The organism is Anaerolineales bacterium (assembly GCA_030583885.1).
Classification (GTDB): domain Bacteria; phylum Chloroflexota; class Anaerolineae; order Anaerolineales; family Villigracilaceae; genus Villigracilis.
The window spans coordinates 302,106-316,618 of the sequence record CP129480.1; the positions used below are offsets into that span (position 1 = coordinate 302,106).

At 55.4% G+C, this 14,513-nt stretch carries 12 protein-coding genes; all 12 read left to right on the top strand.

The features are described from left to right. Positions 1-29: 29 nt before the first annotated feature. The 12 genes from QY332_01555 (at position 30) to QY332_01610 (ending at position 14,483) form a co-directional block, all read left to right on the top strand. Positions 30-3,458, top strand: a complete 3,429-nt coding sequence (locus tag QY332_01555) for a calcium-binding protein (GenBank protein WKZ36611.1) — start codon at positions 30-32, stop codon at positions 3,456-3,458. A 78-nt stretch (positions 3,459-3,536) separates the two neighbouring features. Further along, positions 3,537-4,757, top strand: coding sequence for a ribonuclease H-like domain-containing protein (locus QY332_01560; protein ID WKZ36612.1), 1,221 nt, complete (start codon positions 3,537-3,539; stop codon positions 4,755-4,757). Positions 4,758-4,788: 31 nt separating this feature from the next. Next, the gene (locus QY332_01565) at positions 4,789-5,199 is read left to right on the top strand and encodes an STAS domain-containing protein (GenBank protein ID WKZ36613.1); all 411 of its coding nucleotides are present in this window, start codon (positions 4,789-4,791) and stop codon (positions 5,197-5,199) included. Positions 5,200-5,266: 67 nt separating this feature from the next. Then, positions 5,267-6,544, top strand: a complete 1,278-nt coding sequence (locus QY332_01570; GenBank protein WKZ36614.1) for a ferric reductase-like transmembrane domain-containing protein — start codon at positions 5,267-5,269, stop codon at positions 6,542-6,544. 26 nt (positions 6,545-6,570) lie between these two features. Continuing rightward, the gene (locus QY332_01575; GenBank protein WKZ36615.1) at positions 6,571-6,987 is read left to right on the top strand and encodes an STAS domain-containing protein; all 417 of its coding nucleotides are present in this window, start codon (positions 6,571-6,573) and stop codon (positions 6,985-6,987) included. An 85-nt stretch (positions 6,988-7,072) separates the two neighbouring features. After that, positions 7,073-7,540 carry a rhodanese-like domain-containing protein gene (locus QY332_01580; GenBank protein ID WKZ36616.1) on the top strand — a complete coding sequence of 156 codons (468 nt, stop codon included), beginning with the start codon at positions 7,073-7,075 and terminating at the stop codon, positions 7,538-7,540. A 95-nt stretch (positions 7,541-7,635) separates the two neighbouring features. Further along, complete coding sequence (locus QY332_01585; GenBank protein WKZ36617.1) at positions 7,636-8,652, top strand: permease; 1,017 nt, start codon at positions 7,636-7,638, stop codon at positions 8,650-8,652. Positions 8,653-8,660: 8 nt separating this feature from the next. Next, positions 8,661-9,395, top strand: a complete 735-nt coding sequence (locus QY332_01590) for a TIGR03943 family protein (GenBank protein ID WKZ36618.1) — start codon at positions 8,661-8,663, stop codon at positions 9,393-9,395. Beyond that, entirely contained in the window at positions 9,392-10,753 is a 1,362-nt protein-coding gene (locus QY332_01595; protein ID WKZ36619.1) for a hypothetical protein, read from the top strand. The genes QY332_01590 and QY332_01595 overlap by 4 nt, the downstream gene beginning before the upstream one ends. Next, positions 10,687-13,272, top strand: a complete 2,586-nt coding sequence (locus QY332_01600; protein WKZ36620.1) for a hypothetical protein — start codon at positions 10,687-10,689, stop codon at positions 13,270-13,272. The genes QY332_01595 and QY332_01600 overlap by 67 nt, the downstream gene beginning before the upstream one ends. 131 nt (positions 13,273-13,403) lie before the next feature. Beyond that, positions 13,404-13,943, top strand: a complete 540-nt coding sequence (locus tag QY332_01605) for a hypothetical protein (protein WKZ36621.1) — start codon at positions 13,404-13,406, stop codon at positions 13,941-13,943. 120 nt (positions 13,944-14,063) lie between these two features. Further along, positions 14,064-14,483, top strand: coding sequence for a Fur family transcriptional regulator (locus QY332_01610; GenBank protein ID WKZ36622.1), 420 nt, complete (start codon positions 14,064-14,066; stop codon positions 14,481-14,483). The last annotated feature ends 30 nt before the right edge of the window (positions 14,484-14,513 follow it).

Below are 14,513 nucleotides of genomic sequence, written 5' to 3' on the forward strand. Positions count from 1 at the left end.
ATGGCCCTCGCCTAAAGGATTTATCAATCATGCAAGGTCTGGCTTTTGAATGGAAGTACAACTTAAAGGCGATGGGAACAGCTGCCCTGGTTTTGCTTATGCTCATGTTTCCCTCCGGGCGGCCCGTTTTTGCCATTTGCGCTCCGGCCCCCACCTCAGGCGCCAACACAATTACCTGCGACGGAGCGGACGACACGATTGACGCCCTGGGCGGCAATGACCGGGTTGATGGCGGCGCGGGAAACGATACGGTTTACGGGGGAAATGGGAACGACACACTGACAGGCGGGGAGGGGGATGATACGCTGATCGGCGGCGCGGGAAACGACAGCTATCTTTTCGACACCGATTCGGCCCTTGGGACCGACACGATCATCGAGGATTCCGGCGGCGGCACCGACACCCTGAATTTCACAGGTTCCAGCAACGCGTTGACCGTCGATCTCGGCGTCACCGGAAATCAAGTGGTGAATTCGAACCTGACCATCAATCTCCTTGCCGCACAGGTGGAGAATCTGACGGGTGGTGGCGGGAACGATGTGCTGACCGGCAACGATCTGAACAATACGATCAATGGCGGAAACGGAAACGACATCATCACCGGCGCGGGAGGCAACGACACCTTGAACGGCGGGGCCGGCAACGATGTGTTTGTATACGATACGGACAGCCCATTGGGGCGCGATGTGGTGAACGGAGGCGCCGGCACGGACACACTGGATTTCTCCGCATCACTCAGCAGCATCACTGTGAATCTGGCGACAACCGCCTCAAACCAGACCGTGAATGGAAACCTGATCTTGCGCCTGTCCAACGTGGAAAATGTGTTCGGCGGTGACGGAGACGATATCTTGACCGGCAACGGGTCCGCGAATGTCCTTCTTGGCGGGAACGGCAATGACATCCTCGTCGGCGGTGCGGGCAATGACACCCTGAACGGCGGCGACGGATACGACCGCGTTGTGCAGACGGCAAACGCCAATCAAACGCTTACAGACACTCTTCTGACCGGCACCGGAAACGATACGCTCGTCAGCATCGAAGACGCTTGGCTGACCGGCGGGGCGGGCAACAATAGATTTACCGTGAGCGGCTGGACGGGAGGCACAGCCACCATAGATGGCGCCGGCGGGACCGATACCATTGTTTCAAGCAACGATTCGGATTTTGTTCTGACGGACGCATTGCTCACGCGCTCCACCGGCAGCGTTTTTACTCTTTCGAATATCGAGAACGCCTCACTCACAGGTGGAAACGGGGATAACCTTCTGGATGCTTCAGCCTTTACCGCCGGCAACGTCACTCTGAGCGGCGGCAATGGGAACGACACGCTGCTTGGCGGATCCGGCAATGATACGTTGACGGGCGGGGCCGGCAACGACACATATATTTTTTCCGGAAGTGCGCTCGGCACCGATACCATCAACGAGGCGGCTAATACCGATTCCGACACCCTGGACTTTTCAGGCTTCACGCCGGACGGCACTCCCGGCATTACACTTAACCTGGCAAGCACCGCATCCCAAACCGTCAACCCCGGCGATTTGATACTGAGGCTCCAAACCAGCACCAGCATCGAGAACGTCATCGGCTCCGCCGGCGCGGATACCATAACGGGCAACTCCCGCAACAACATATTCACAGGCGGAGGAGGCGACGATATACTGTCCGGCGGCACGGGCAATGATACCTACAACTTCGATGTGGACGAGGCGCTCGGCACCGATACGATCATCGAGGCCGCCGGCGGCGGGACGGATACCCTGGACTTCACAGGCTCCGACGCCTCCGTCACGGTGGATTTGGCGATCACCATAAATCAGAGCATCAATGTCAACCTGAACCTGGTGTTGGCCTCCACGCAGATCGAGAATGTCACCGGCGGCAGCGGGAATGATGCGATCATCGGCAACAGCCTGAACAATCTGCTCTCCGGCGGCGACGGGGACGACACCTTGATCGGCCTCGGCGGGAACGACACCCTGAATGGCGGGAATGGAAACGATTTTCTCGACGGCGGATCCGGGAACGACTCGTTGAACGGAGGCGATGGAGACGACACCTATTACTTCGACACCGATTCCGCGCTTGGCACCGATACCCTCACGGATATCGCCGGTGGGGGGACTGATACGCTGGATTTCAGCGTCTCGACGGGTTCTTTAAATGTCGATTTGAACCAAAGTTTAAGCCAGGTGATCAATGCCAATCTTACCCTGGTGCTGGGCGCATCGGAAATTGAAACGGTGCTCGGCGGCAGCGGCAACGATACGATAACAGGAAACTCCAGGGATAATACGCTCTTCGGCGGCAACGGGAATGATACCCTCCATGGCGGGGATGGCAACGACACATTGAACGGGGGAAACGGTGATGACACGCTGTACGGCGGCGATGGTGACGATACGCTGTACGGCGGCCTGGGAACCAATTCCATCTTTGGCGGGGACGGCAATGATACGTTCACGACAGGCGACGGCATTGATGCCTTCGACGGCGGTGCGGGCGATGATTTGATGTATATCACCGGGACGCATTCCAGCGGCGACATTGTGGACGGCGGCCTTGGGAGCAATATCTTCGTGTTTCAACCGGGCACGAATGGGCCCATCGAACTGGTTTCCAGCGGAACCGACACGCTGGATTTCCGCCTGTTCGACTCGCCTGTGACCATCGATCTGGGCAACAGCAGCCAGCAGAACGTCGGCGGCGGATTGCTGCTCACCTTGGGCGGGTACTTTGAGATTGTGTACGGCTCTGTCTTTGCAGACACAATTACCGGAAACAGCCTCGATAACATTCTATACGGCGGCGACGGGAACGATGTTTTGCACGGCGGCGGCGGCGGCGACATGCTGTATGGGGAGGCGGGCAACGATATCTTGGACGGTGGAGCCGGCATGGATACGCTCGACGGCGGAGCAGGCCTAGACACTGTGCAGGGTTATCAATCCGCCGATACTCATATCGATATGGAAAACGGTTTCCCGGTCGCATCTTCGGAGACGGACTCCCGGCCTTTCAACGCGCTGACGGCCTTGATCCCCGTTACAGGGGGGACTCCGGTAATGCTGGATTGCGAATCGAACGTGACCGCATTGACTCTCTTCGGCATCCAAAGTCTCTTTTACAACCTGTGTGGATATGCGGTTATTCTGGATGAAGCGGCCCTTGTCGAGGCGCAAATGGACTTCCCGAACAACGGGGCATACCTGAGCGGGCTTTCGATGACCGTCCTCAAAGATGGCCAGGCGGTCGGCAAATTCCCCGAAGGCTCATCAGTCCAGTTAAATTTCCCGGTGTCCCTCGATGCCGGCCAATCGATCGCCGCATTTTTCTGGGATACGACCGCCAGCAACGGCCTCGGCGCCTGGGTGGAAATACCTCTCACTCTTGCGAACGGCCAGCCCGTCCTGAACGTTCACCGTTCCGGCACCTACATTCTGGTAACGGATTAAATTAAGTGATCAAATAAAAACAGGCGTCCATGATACATGGATGCCTGTTTTTATTAAGTTGGGGATAAAATAGAACACATGTCTTCGCTTGCAGATAAGTTGAAGTCCCTTGGCGTAAAGACCGGGACTTCGCATCTTTCCCCGCCTCAAATTGCCGGCCACGCCATTGACTCTGTCGTGGCTGGGACATTTCTCGCCACCCCGCGCGGCGAAGCCTTCGTCTCCGAGCAGGTCTTTGGGGAGGAATACCTGCACGGGAAAATATCCCCCTATTCCAGCTTCCCCCTGTCGTTGATCTCCCAATGGGCGAACGACCCGCGCATTGCGGAAGTACCCATCCACAAATTTGCATTTCTGGATACGGAGACCTCCGGCATGGCCGGAGGTACAGGCACCTATGCCTTTCTCGTCGGCGCAGCACGCTTTGTGGACGGAAAATTCGTTTTACAGCAATTCTTCCTGCGCGACCCGGCCGAAGAGCCCGCCATGCTCGAGGCGTTGATCCATTTCCTTGCGCCATGCGAGGGGCTGGTGACATTCAATGGGAAGGCCTTCGACGCGCCCCTGCTCAATACACGCTATTCATTGCATCGCATCCCCGCCCCGTTCAAGGGTTATGTCCACATTGACCTGCTCCCGCTGGCGCGGCGTTTATGGCGGGATAGACTCCCCTCGCGCGCATTGAAATATCTCGAAGAGCATGTGCTTGGTTTCACACGCACCTCCGAGGAGGTGCCGGGCTACGAAATTCCCTGGCTGTATTTCGATTACCTACGCACAGGGGATGCGCGTCCGATGGGCGGCGTGTTCTATCACAACGCCATGGACGTGGTCGCCATGTCCGCCTTGCTGGGCCATGTCAGCGAACTGCTGGCAGACCCGTACAACGGGCGCGTGGAACACGGGCTGGATTTCATTGCACTCGGCAAACTATTCGAGGACCTCGGTCACTGGGATGAAGCCGCCCGTCTGTTCGAGCGTGGACTCGAAGCCGGTCTGGAAGAATCAGATTTCGGCGTGGCGGTGAGGCGGCTGTCGATCCTGCAAAAGAAGCGCGGGGATTTAAGTCAGGCTGTCCGCTTGTGGGAGGCAGCTTCACAAAATGGGCATATCTACGCCCATATCGAACTGGCGAAGTATTACGAACATAAAATTCGCGATGTGAAGACCTCCATCCAATGGGCGAAATCTGCGCGCCGGGAGGTCGAAAAGGCGGACCTGCCGGTCTATGTCCGCAAACTCTGGCTGGACGAAATTGACCGCCGCCTGACACGACTGGAACGAAAAGCGGGTTTATAATTGGACGATTACACTACAGGAGGAGCATTCGATGGAAATTACCGTTTCGCAGGAACAGGGAAATATCCCTGTGACCATACTGGAGCTTGCGGGTCAGCTGGATGGGCAGACCTATCAGGACTTGATCATGAAAGCCCAGGAGGTCTTCAACGGCGGTGCAAAAAACATCATCCTGGATATGAGCGGGTTGACTTATATCTCCAGTGCGGGGCTGGTTTCCCTGCACACAGTTGCACTGCTTCTGCGCGGCGAGCCGTTGCCCGATCCCGAGCAGGGCTGGTCGGCGCTCAAATCAATTGACCGTTCACGAGACAGCGGCATGCAAAAGAATATCAAACTGCTCAACCCGCGCCCTGAGATCGTCAGCGTTTTGGACATGGTCGGTTTTTCGGCATTCTTTGAAATTTTTACAGACAAACAGACTGCGGTTCAATCTTTTTAAAAAGAGTCCATCCACAGCGATGCAGTTCAATTGCATCGCTGTTGATTCATATTAACGAGGTCATAAAATGAAACATAAACTGGGAAACCTTGTCTTTATTGTTCTGGTGGTCCTGACCGTCGTCGTCTGGCTTGTCTTCCCGCCGATCAATGACGGGCGTGAAGATTTTGTGCGCACGTACGCCGGGGAAGTGCTCGGCTCCGTGGTGATCGTGCTGATGTCCTTTTCGCTTTTCCTTTCCAGCCGTCCGAAATGGGCGGAACCTTACTTTGGCGGGCTGGATAAAATGTACATGACGCATCGCCATACATCCACCAGCGCCTTCCTGCTTTTGTTTGTTCATTTGTTAACCGTGCCCATCACCACCATAAATCTGCGCCTGGGAAATTATCTGGCCATCGTTGCCTTTCTGGGGATCGTTGCGATCGTATTGCCCACGCTTGCGCCGCGCATTCCCTTTTTGAATAACCTGACCGGGAAAAGCTACGAGGGCTGGAAGAAACTGCACCGCTTTATCGGCATTTTTTTCATCCTCGGGTATATCCATGCACTGACCATCGATGCATTGAGCGCGTTCATCGCCATCAACTGGGTGCAGATTTTCTTCATTCTTGGGACGGTTTCGTATCTTTACACCGAGGTCTTTGGCAGGTTCTTCAGGAAATATGTGCCGTACACGGTGGAAGCGGTGAACCATCCCAACAACTCCGTCACCGAGGTGGTCCTGCGCGCAAAGAAGGAGCCGATCCAAAAACAACGCGCCGGTCAATTCCTGTTTGTACGATTCGGCGGTGACAGGGAGCTGAACGAATCACATCCATTCACCATCTCCAGCGCGCCGGGTGAAGATGTCCTGCGCCTCACCGTCAAAGCCTGCGGCGATTTCACGCGCCATTTATTCGCAACCCTGAAGGCGGGCACGGACGCAATCATCGAAGGCGCGTACGGGATGTTTGACTATAAGACCGGCGGACCCCGGCAGATCTGGGTGGCGGGCGGGATCGGTGTAACCCCCTTCCTCGCGTTCATGCGGGACCTGGAAACGGACCTCGCTCACGATATTGATTTTTATTACACAGTCAGACACCGCGAGGAGGCCGTGTTCGTGGATGAGATCGAGAATATTATAAAGAAGCATCCACGCATCAAGCCTTATATCCGTTTTTCTGCCGTGCATGGCTCGCTGAACGTGGACGAGATAATCAAAAATGCGGAGGGCGGCATCCGCGGACAGCATGTCTACATGTGCGGTCCGCTCCCGATGGTGCAGGCCTTCGAAAAGAAATTCCTCGAAGCCGGCGTTCCGGCGGGGAACATCCACTTCGAGGAATTCAATTTCAGGTAATTTCAATCTGAACGCAGGAGAACCTTATGCAAATCACTTTTTCCAAACAGGAAGGCAATGTCCCTGTGACGGTGATGCACCTGATGGGCGACATCGACTCATCCACCTACACCGATGTGATCAACAAGGCGCAGGAGGCCTATGATAACGGTGCCCGCGACCTGCTGCTCGACTTGAGCAAGGTGCCGTATGTAAGCAGTGCGGGTTTAATGTCACTGCACTCGGTGGTGAAGATATTCTCCGGCCAATCGGCGCAGGCAAAGGACGGAGGCCGGCCATCCTTCGGCGCGATCAACCAGGAACGGGACACCGCCGTTCGTGCGCATGTGAAGATACTTGCTCCACAGCCTGCGGTGGAACAGGTATTGGAGATGGTCGGGCTGGCCGCCTTCTTTGAGATCCATACGGAACTTGAATCTGCGGTGAAATCGTTCAAGGGATGACACGCCGTCCTTTATTCTGGATGTGTGGGTAAGAATACTTCACGTCTCCTCATCCAAGGGAAAAATCGAAATCTGTGAGGGCAGTATGTCTCGAAGAAAAAACAAGAGAAGCAGCAGTCATAACAACCGCAGCGGGCTTTCCTCCATTTTACGCCGTCCCGCGGTGCAATTGACGATGGTCCTGTTTGTCGCCTTTCTGGTCTATCTGATCGCATCGGCAGGCGGAGGAGGTACTCCCCTCGCCCGTGAAGTCGGTGTGGATCAGGCGTATCAAATGTATCAGGATGGGATATTCGTCCTGGATGTCCGCACCCAGGAGGAATGGGACGAATACCATGCGCCGAACACCACGCTCATTCCGCTCGATCAATTGCAGGCGCGCATCAATGAAGTGCCAGACGGTCGCGAGATCCTGGTGGTATGCCGTTCGGGAAACCGCAGCCAGGAGGGACGGGACATTCTGCTTGCGGCGGGATATAACGCCACCAGCATGTCCGGCGGATTGAAGGACTGGTACGCCAGAGGCTATCCCATCGAAGGCGCCCCCCAGTAGCAATCAGTTGAATCATGGAAAGGACTCTAAGGTCAAAACTTTAGAGTCCTTTTATTTTCGGTCGATCAGGTTCCGTTCATGGTTATAATTACCGCGTGCAAACCACAACAAGCTCCAATCGTCTGCCCCGCACATTGATACTGGCCATTGCCGCCGGCATTCTGGTCATGGTTGCAGCCAGCATGATCCCGGCTGGGTTTTTTGCCTGGCTGTGGGACCGCATGAATGTTTTTGCCACGGTCTTTCTTGGCATCTTCGTGGAGGCGGTCCCGTTTCTTTTGCTGGGGACGCTTGCATCTGGTTTGGTGGAGGTCTTCCTTGACCGAGACCAAATGGGCAGATGGATTTCCGGGCGCCCCGTTGCGGCGGCTGTGACCGGCGCATTTATGGGCATGGTCTTTCCCGTCTGTGAGTGCGGAGTCATCCCTCTCACGCGCAGGCTTTTCCACAAGGGACTCCCGCTTTCGGCGGGCATCGCCTTTTTGCTCGCCGCGCCCGTCTTGAATCCGATTGTCATATTGAGCACGGCGGCGGCGTTTGGCTGGGGGCAGATGCTTTTCTGGCGGATCGCTCTCAGCTTTGTGATCGCCGTCGTAACCGGTCTCATTTTCTCGGTCGAGAAGGAGGCGGGGAACGTATTGCGTCCCGTGCTGGTGCTTTCCCATGAGCATGATCCTGCCTCTGCAGGGTCAAATGATCCATTCACCGCAAAGATTCGCAAATCCTTGTTGATCACTGCGGATGAATTCTTTGAGATGGGGCGTTTCCTGATCATGGGCGCCGTGTTTGCGGCAGCGCTTCAGACCTTTGCCTCACAATCTTTCCTGCTCACGCTCGGGAGCGGACCCATCCTCTCGGTGCTGGTCATGCTGGCACTGGCGGTTTTGCTTTCGATCTGTTCCACCGTCGACTCGTTCGTGGCGCTGGGGTTTGTCGGCACGTTCAGTTTCGGTTCGGTGCTTTCCTTCCTTGTCTTCGGGCCGATGGTGGACATCAAAAGCGTGCTGATGTATCTGCAGGTGTTCAAAAGACGCTCCGTGTTTTATATTGTTGCCATTCCGTTCATGATAAGCCTGCTGTCAGGGCTGATCTTTAATTACTTCCAGCCATAGGGAACCTTATGCAAACGAGAATGTATCGCTCCTTTCAAGGACTGCTGCTGCTGGGGTTGTGCATCTTCTTCGCGTCCAAAGCCGCCAACGGACAACTGACCTGGTATATCAACAGCCGTTTCATTCCGCTGACGATTTTCGGGATCGTCTTCCTGGCGGTGCTGGCGCACACCATCTTTGCCGAGGTCAAACGCTCCCGCCGGCAGGATGACGCGCATGAGCATGACCATGCGCCCGCCCCTGTGAGTTTATGGTTCATGCTGGTGCCGTTGTTGATCGGCGTTCTCATCCCTGCACGCCCGCTGGACTCGTCCGCCTTCGCCACAAAGGGATTCAATACCAATTCGCCCCTGGTCAGCGCGGATTCCTCGGCGCTGATCTTTGAAACAGATTCCGAAGAGCGCAATGTTCTGGATTGGATCAAACTCTTTAATTATGAGGAAAACACCCTGCAATTCAACGGACAGAAGGCGTCCGTGATCGGTTTCGTTTACTTCGATGAAAGCCTGGGGGAGGATCAATTCTTCGTCAGCCGCTTTGTGGTCTCCTGCTGTGCGGCGGACGGCTTTGCGATCGCCATGGCGGCGGAATGGGATGATGCCGCTGCGCTCGAACAGGATTCATGGGTGCTGGTGAAAGGCATGATCGAATCGATTACGCTCAATGGCCGTGCCGTGCCGATGATCGCGGCCGAGTCTGTGCAGGCGGTCCCCGTCCCCAACCAGCCCTATCTCTTTCCATGAAACTTCGCCTTACCCTGGATACTGCCGCAATCGGCATCATTGTCCTGCTGGCGGTCTTCGTCGGGCTGACCGTCCTGGCCGGGGCACAGGCGGGTGTTCGGGTTTCAGCGAACCTGCCCGAGCGCGGCCTGATCGGCCCCCTCCAAACCATCGAGTTGACCTTCTCTGAATCCGTTGATCCCAACCTGACCGAGGCGCTTCTTTCGATCCAGCCTGCATTGGATGGACGCTTCGAATGGCTTGACTCTCGTTCCATGCAATTCGTTCCCGCCGCACCGTTTGAACTGGATACTGTTTACAAACTGACGCTGTTGCCCGGCAGAGTCAGCGCAACAGGCCGCGAGTTGAAAAAACAACAGGCCTGGGAGTTCTCCGTCCGCGCTCCATGGGTCGCCTATTTGGCAAGCGGCGAAAATCAAAGCAGCATCTGGGCGATGGATCTGAACGGCAATCCGCCGCGACGGCTCACGGATGAAAAGATAAAGGTCATTTCGTTCGACGTGGCGAAAAACGGTGAACTCATCATTTTCACCAGCGTCAACGGGCAGGGCGGCATCGACTTGTGGCGCATACCCCGCGCAGGCGGCGAGGCCTCCCTTCTGCTGGATTGCGCCCGCGACCGCTGCACCACGCCAGCCATTGCGCCCAACGGTTATCGCATCGCGTATTCACGTGAAGCCGCGGGACCGGGTCCCGACCTGCCCTTTGGTTCTCCGCGCATATGGATATTGGACCTGCAAAGCGGACAGAATGGTCCCGTGTATGAAGACCGGCAAATTTTGGGATATAACCCGTCCTGGTCACCAGACTCGAACAAGCTTGCATCCTATGACGGCCTTGCAGACCGCATCAACCTGCTGGATCTGACCGACAACAAACGCTACATCTTCCCATCCAACACCGGCGGACCTGTCACTTGGTCGCCTGATTCCACCAGATTTCTCTTTACCATCATCGAACAGAAGGAGGACGGGCTGCGCACACAGGTGCGTCTTGCTGATCTTTCCTTGAACGACTCCATGACCCTGATCGGCTCCCGGGATAACCGCGATTATTCGTATTATTCAATCGCCTGGTCGCCGCTCGAGGAGAAAGCCGTGTTGGGATTTCGCGCCGGTGACGAGAAACCATCCCAGATCCTCTGGCTCTTCGATCCATCCATGCTCGAAGGCATCGTCATCGCCGGCGAAGAGAACTACACATACAACTCGCCGCAATGGGACCCGTGGGGCGGCGCGCTCATCTTTCAACAATTTAAACTTCGCGGTGCGTTCAATCCCGAAATCGGCGTATGGAAACCGGGCTTCAGCGCGCCGCTCATCCTCGCACAGGGTCTCATGCCGCGCTGGCTCCCATGAAATTCCCCAAACTTTTTTCATCCATCTTATTGCTCGTCATCCTCGCCTCGGCGACATTCACAAAGGCACGGGCGCATCCCGCCGATCTTTATGCGCACACCCTCCATGTCACCATCTCCAACACCGGCCTGCAGATCGAATGGGTCGTAAAACCCGGCCCGCTGCTGACGAATTTTCTCTGGTATGAAATGGACTCGGATCAGGACGGGACTCTCAGCCCGTTCGAAACCGAAACGTGGGGGAACGCTCGTGCCGCGCTGATGACTGCCACGCTCGACGACAAGCCTTTCCCCCTGCGGATGGATTCCGTGCAACTGCCCGCAGACTTGCGGAGTTTCCAGGCGGGCCAGGAACATATCACCTTCCACCTGTCCGCCGGGTGGAGCCCGGGAACAAACAACGTCCGTCAACTGGTTCTCGAAAACAGGCTGGAACAAACAAAGTCCATCAACTGGTTTTATCTCAGCGCGGCGGATCATACCGCCTTTTTATTCCCAACCCAGAAAAGCCACATCATCACCATTGATATCATTCAAGACAGCAGCCTGATTTCAAACCAGACAAAACTACTGAGCGCCTGGGACAGCGGCACACCCGCCCTGCCATTTGGTCAGGAAAAGGATGTCGTCACTGAAACCGCTGAGCAGGTTGTGCCGGAACTGGCGGAAAGAAGTCCGCAGGAAATTCTGCTTGACCTTGTCCGCCAAAAGGAATTTTCCATTTCATTCTATGTCTTCGCACTTGCCATCGCGCTTGCGCTGGGCGCGCTCCATGCGCTGACACCGGGACACGGCAAAACCGTCGTTGCGGCCTACCTGGTGGGTTCGCGCGGTACGACATTTCACGCCATTGCCCTCGGCACCATCGTCACATTGACACACACCGGTTCCGTCTTTCTGCTGGGCACCATCACGCTGGCGGCTTCGCAATACATTCTCCCGACCACGATCATCCCCTTCCTCGAAATCCTTTCCGGCTTGCTCATCCTTGGACTGGGTTTTTATTTATTGTGGCAAAGATTTTTATACTGGCGCAGTTCACTGAAACCCGCCCCGCAATTAAATCCGCGTAGAAGTCCGCTTGCACCTTCTGCATCAACAAACAAAAAGCCGGCCGGGGGCCTGAAGGTGGAAAAGATGCCCGCCGGTTTTCATCATCATGGGGATGGGAAAGTGCATTCCCACGATGTCCCGCAAACCATCACCTGGCGCTCCCTCATCGCCCTCGGCATCAGCGGCGGACTGGTGCCCTGCCCGGATGCAATCGCAATCCTGCTGGTTGCCATTGCAATCAACCGTATTCTGCTCGGGCTGGCGTTGATTACATCGTTCAGCCTGGGGCTGGCAATCGTGTTGATTGTCATCGGCCTGTTGATGGTTAACAGCCGCCGCATCTTCGACCGCATTGGATTCCTGGACAGGCTTGCGCCGGTCCTGCCCATTGTCAGCGCAGTGATCGTGCTGGCCCTCGGCTTCGGGTTGACGTGGGGCGCGTATGTCCGGGCGAAGGAAAATTTCAATTTTGGTGTGCCAGTTAAAACTTCCGTGAACGATGCGCAGATTTTATATCTAGATGAAAATGAAAATCGATTTAAGCAATTGTTGATTACGGACTATAAAAAGGATACATCACGGGTCATTACACAGGCGGCCCACAGCATCATTGACTACGCAACATCCCCCGATCAAACCCGCGTGGTGTATATCGTCCAGACGAGCAGCCACGAAAATGAGATCTGGCTGATCGACCTGGACGGCATGGAGAATAAAAAAATATCGGATTGTGCGGACGCGGTTTGTTCGGGCGTGGTCTGGTCTCCTGATGGAAACCGCGTGATCTATGAACACATGAGTTTGAGCGGCAACGCAAGCGGATTGCCAACCTTGTGGTGGATCAATATCATCACGGGGCAGGAACAGCCTGTCTTTCAAGAGACGCAGCTGCCCGGCGGTAACCCGCGCTGGTCTCCGAATGGCGAATGGCTGAGCTATGCCACGCCTGAGGGAATCCGTCTGTATCATATGAAAGACGGAGAAAGCCGCGTGATCAGGAATATTCTTGGAGCTGCCGCGTTATGGTCCCCGGACAGCAAATCCATTTTGCTGCGGGATGTCGTCATCAGAGACAACCAGTTCCTGACGCAGTTATTTTTATACGACATTGAATCGGAAGCGCTTGCGAACCTGAATCCGAACGACCGTGTGGAAAATCTCCTGGCTGCATGGTCGCCCAGCGGCGAATTTATTGCCGTTGTGCGGCGCGACCTTGCCATCCCGCGCGGCGACCAGATCTGGCTGATGCGCGCGGATGGCAGTGAGGCGCACACGATTACAGATACACCCGATGTTCTGCACAGCAGTTTGAATTGGTCGCCGGATGGAAGGTATTTACTGTACGATGTATATATCCTGGACACGTTCCCGTTCGAGTCGCGTTTACAGGTGATTGAGATCGAATCAGGAGAGGTCACAGACCTTGGGATGAAAGGCTTCAACCCGCAGTGGGTGTGGCGGAAATAGCACACTGAAAATAACCGCTGGTCATTGCGGAGAAGCCTGAGCCTGTTCCCTGTCATCCTCCCGGAAAATCCCTGTTTGACTCACAGGGCATTATCGTATATAGTGTGGAAATCAAAGAAGGGAGTTTCCAAATGAGCCAGTTTCAGGAAGAACCATCCTCTGGATCGCGACCGGACAATCGATCCTTGATCGCCGCAGCGCTTGCACGCAACATAAAGATCGGCGCAAACAATTTCCATTGGATCGCAGGGTTGTCCGTGTTGAATTCCCTCATTTCGGCTTTTGGGGGCGGCATGACCTTTATCATCGGACTGGGGATAACCCAATTAACGGATGCGTTCGCATTTCTTTTCGCACAGGAGGCACCGGAAGGAGCAATGCTTTTCAAGGGCCTCGGCCTGGTATTAAGCATTGTCATCTCAACCGTCTTCGTCCTGTTTGGGGTCTTTGCGGGCAGGTCGCAACGCTGGGCATTTGTTACGGGAATGCTACTGTATGCACTGGACGGGGGATTGTTGCTGGCTTTCCAGGATTGGATCGGCTTCTTCTTCCATTTGTATTTTCTATGGGGTCTGTGGAAAGGTTTGCAGGCTTTGAATCAACTGCAAAAATTGATGCCTGTACAGGCGGGTACGGTATCAGATTATCCACAGGACATCGGCATGTCCTGATGGATAAGAGTCTCATCGAAGTGATGAGACTCTTATTTTTTACCCGCCCGCCGCCTTGACACTTTGCCTTTTCATGTTTATACTTATTGATAATGATTTTCAATATCAAGAAGAGCGCCGATGTCCGCTGAAATCTGGCTCACCCAACTGCATGAGAACGGATACCGCATCACGGCCGCGCGCCGTGCGGTGGTGGAGACGGTCGAAACATCCATGCGCGCACTCACCCCGCTGGAAGTGTACGACATGGCGCGCAAAAAATATCGCGCGCTGGGGCTGGTCACGGTCTATCGCACGCTTGAGAAACTCGAGGAACTGCGTCTCATCCAGCGCGTGCATCAACCCATGGGCTGTCAGGCATTCATCTCAATGGGCCAGGGGCATCAACACCTTCTGCTTTGCAGGCAGTGCGGGCAGGTGGAGTTCTTCGAAGGCGATGACTTGAGTACCTTGATCAGTTCCATTGCACGGAAAACAGGCTACCAGATCAACGAACACTGGCTGCAGCTTTTCGGGCTGTGCGCGAAGTGCCGCGCATAAAATCAACTCTTCCCTCACCAACGGTGGGGG

What these genes read in the sequence shown, in the direction of transcription:
- QY332_01575 (WKZ36615.1), top strand. Translation starts at nt 6,571, where the DNA reads ATGCAAATCACTTTTTCCAAACAGGAAGGCAATGTCCCTGTGACGGTG.
- QY332_01570 (WKZ36614.1), top strand. Translation starts at nt 5,267, where the DNA reads ATGAAACATAAACTGGGAAACCTTGTCTTTATTGTTCTGGTGGTCCTG.
- QY332_01590 (WKZ36618.1), top strand. Translation starts at nt 8,661, where the DNA reads ATGCAAACGAGAATGTATCGCTCCTTTCAAGGACTGCTGCTGCTGGGG.
- QY332_01600 (WKZ36620.1), top strand. Translation starts at nt 10,687, where the DNA reads ATGGAAACCGGGCTTCAGCGCGCCGCTCATCCTCGCACAGGGTCTCAT.
- QY332_01565 (WKZ36613.1), top strand. Translation starts at nt 4,789, where the DNA reads ATGGAAATTACCGTTTCGCAGGAACAGGGAAATATCCCTGTGACCATA.
- QY332_01560 (WKZ36612.1), top strand. Translation starts at nt 3,537, where the DNA reads ATGTCTTCGCTTGCAGATAAGTTGAAGTCCCTTGGCGTAAAGACCGGG.
- QY332_01555 (WKZ36611.1), top strand. Translation starts at nt 30, where the DNA reads ATGCAAGGTCTGGCTTTTGAATGGAAGTACAACTTAAAGGCGATGGGA.
- QY332_01580 (WKZ36616.1), top strand. Translation starts at nt 7,073, where the DNA reads ATGTCTCGAAGAAAAAACAAGAGAAGCAGCAGTCATAACAACCGCAGC.
- QY332_01595 (WKZ36619.1), top strand. Translation starts at nt 9,392, where the DNA reads ATGAAACTTCGCCTTACCCTGGATACTGCCGCAATCGGCATCATTGTC.
- QY332_01605 (WKZ36621.1), top strand. Translation starts at nt 13,404, where the DNA reads ATGAGCCAGTTTCAGGAAGAACCATCCTCTGGATCGCGACCGGACAAT.
- QY332_01610 (WKZ36622.1), top strand. Translation starts at nt 14,064, where the DNA reads ATGTCCGCTGAAATCTGGCTCACCCAACTGCATGAGAACGGATACCGC.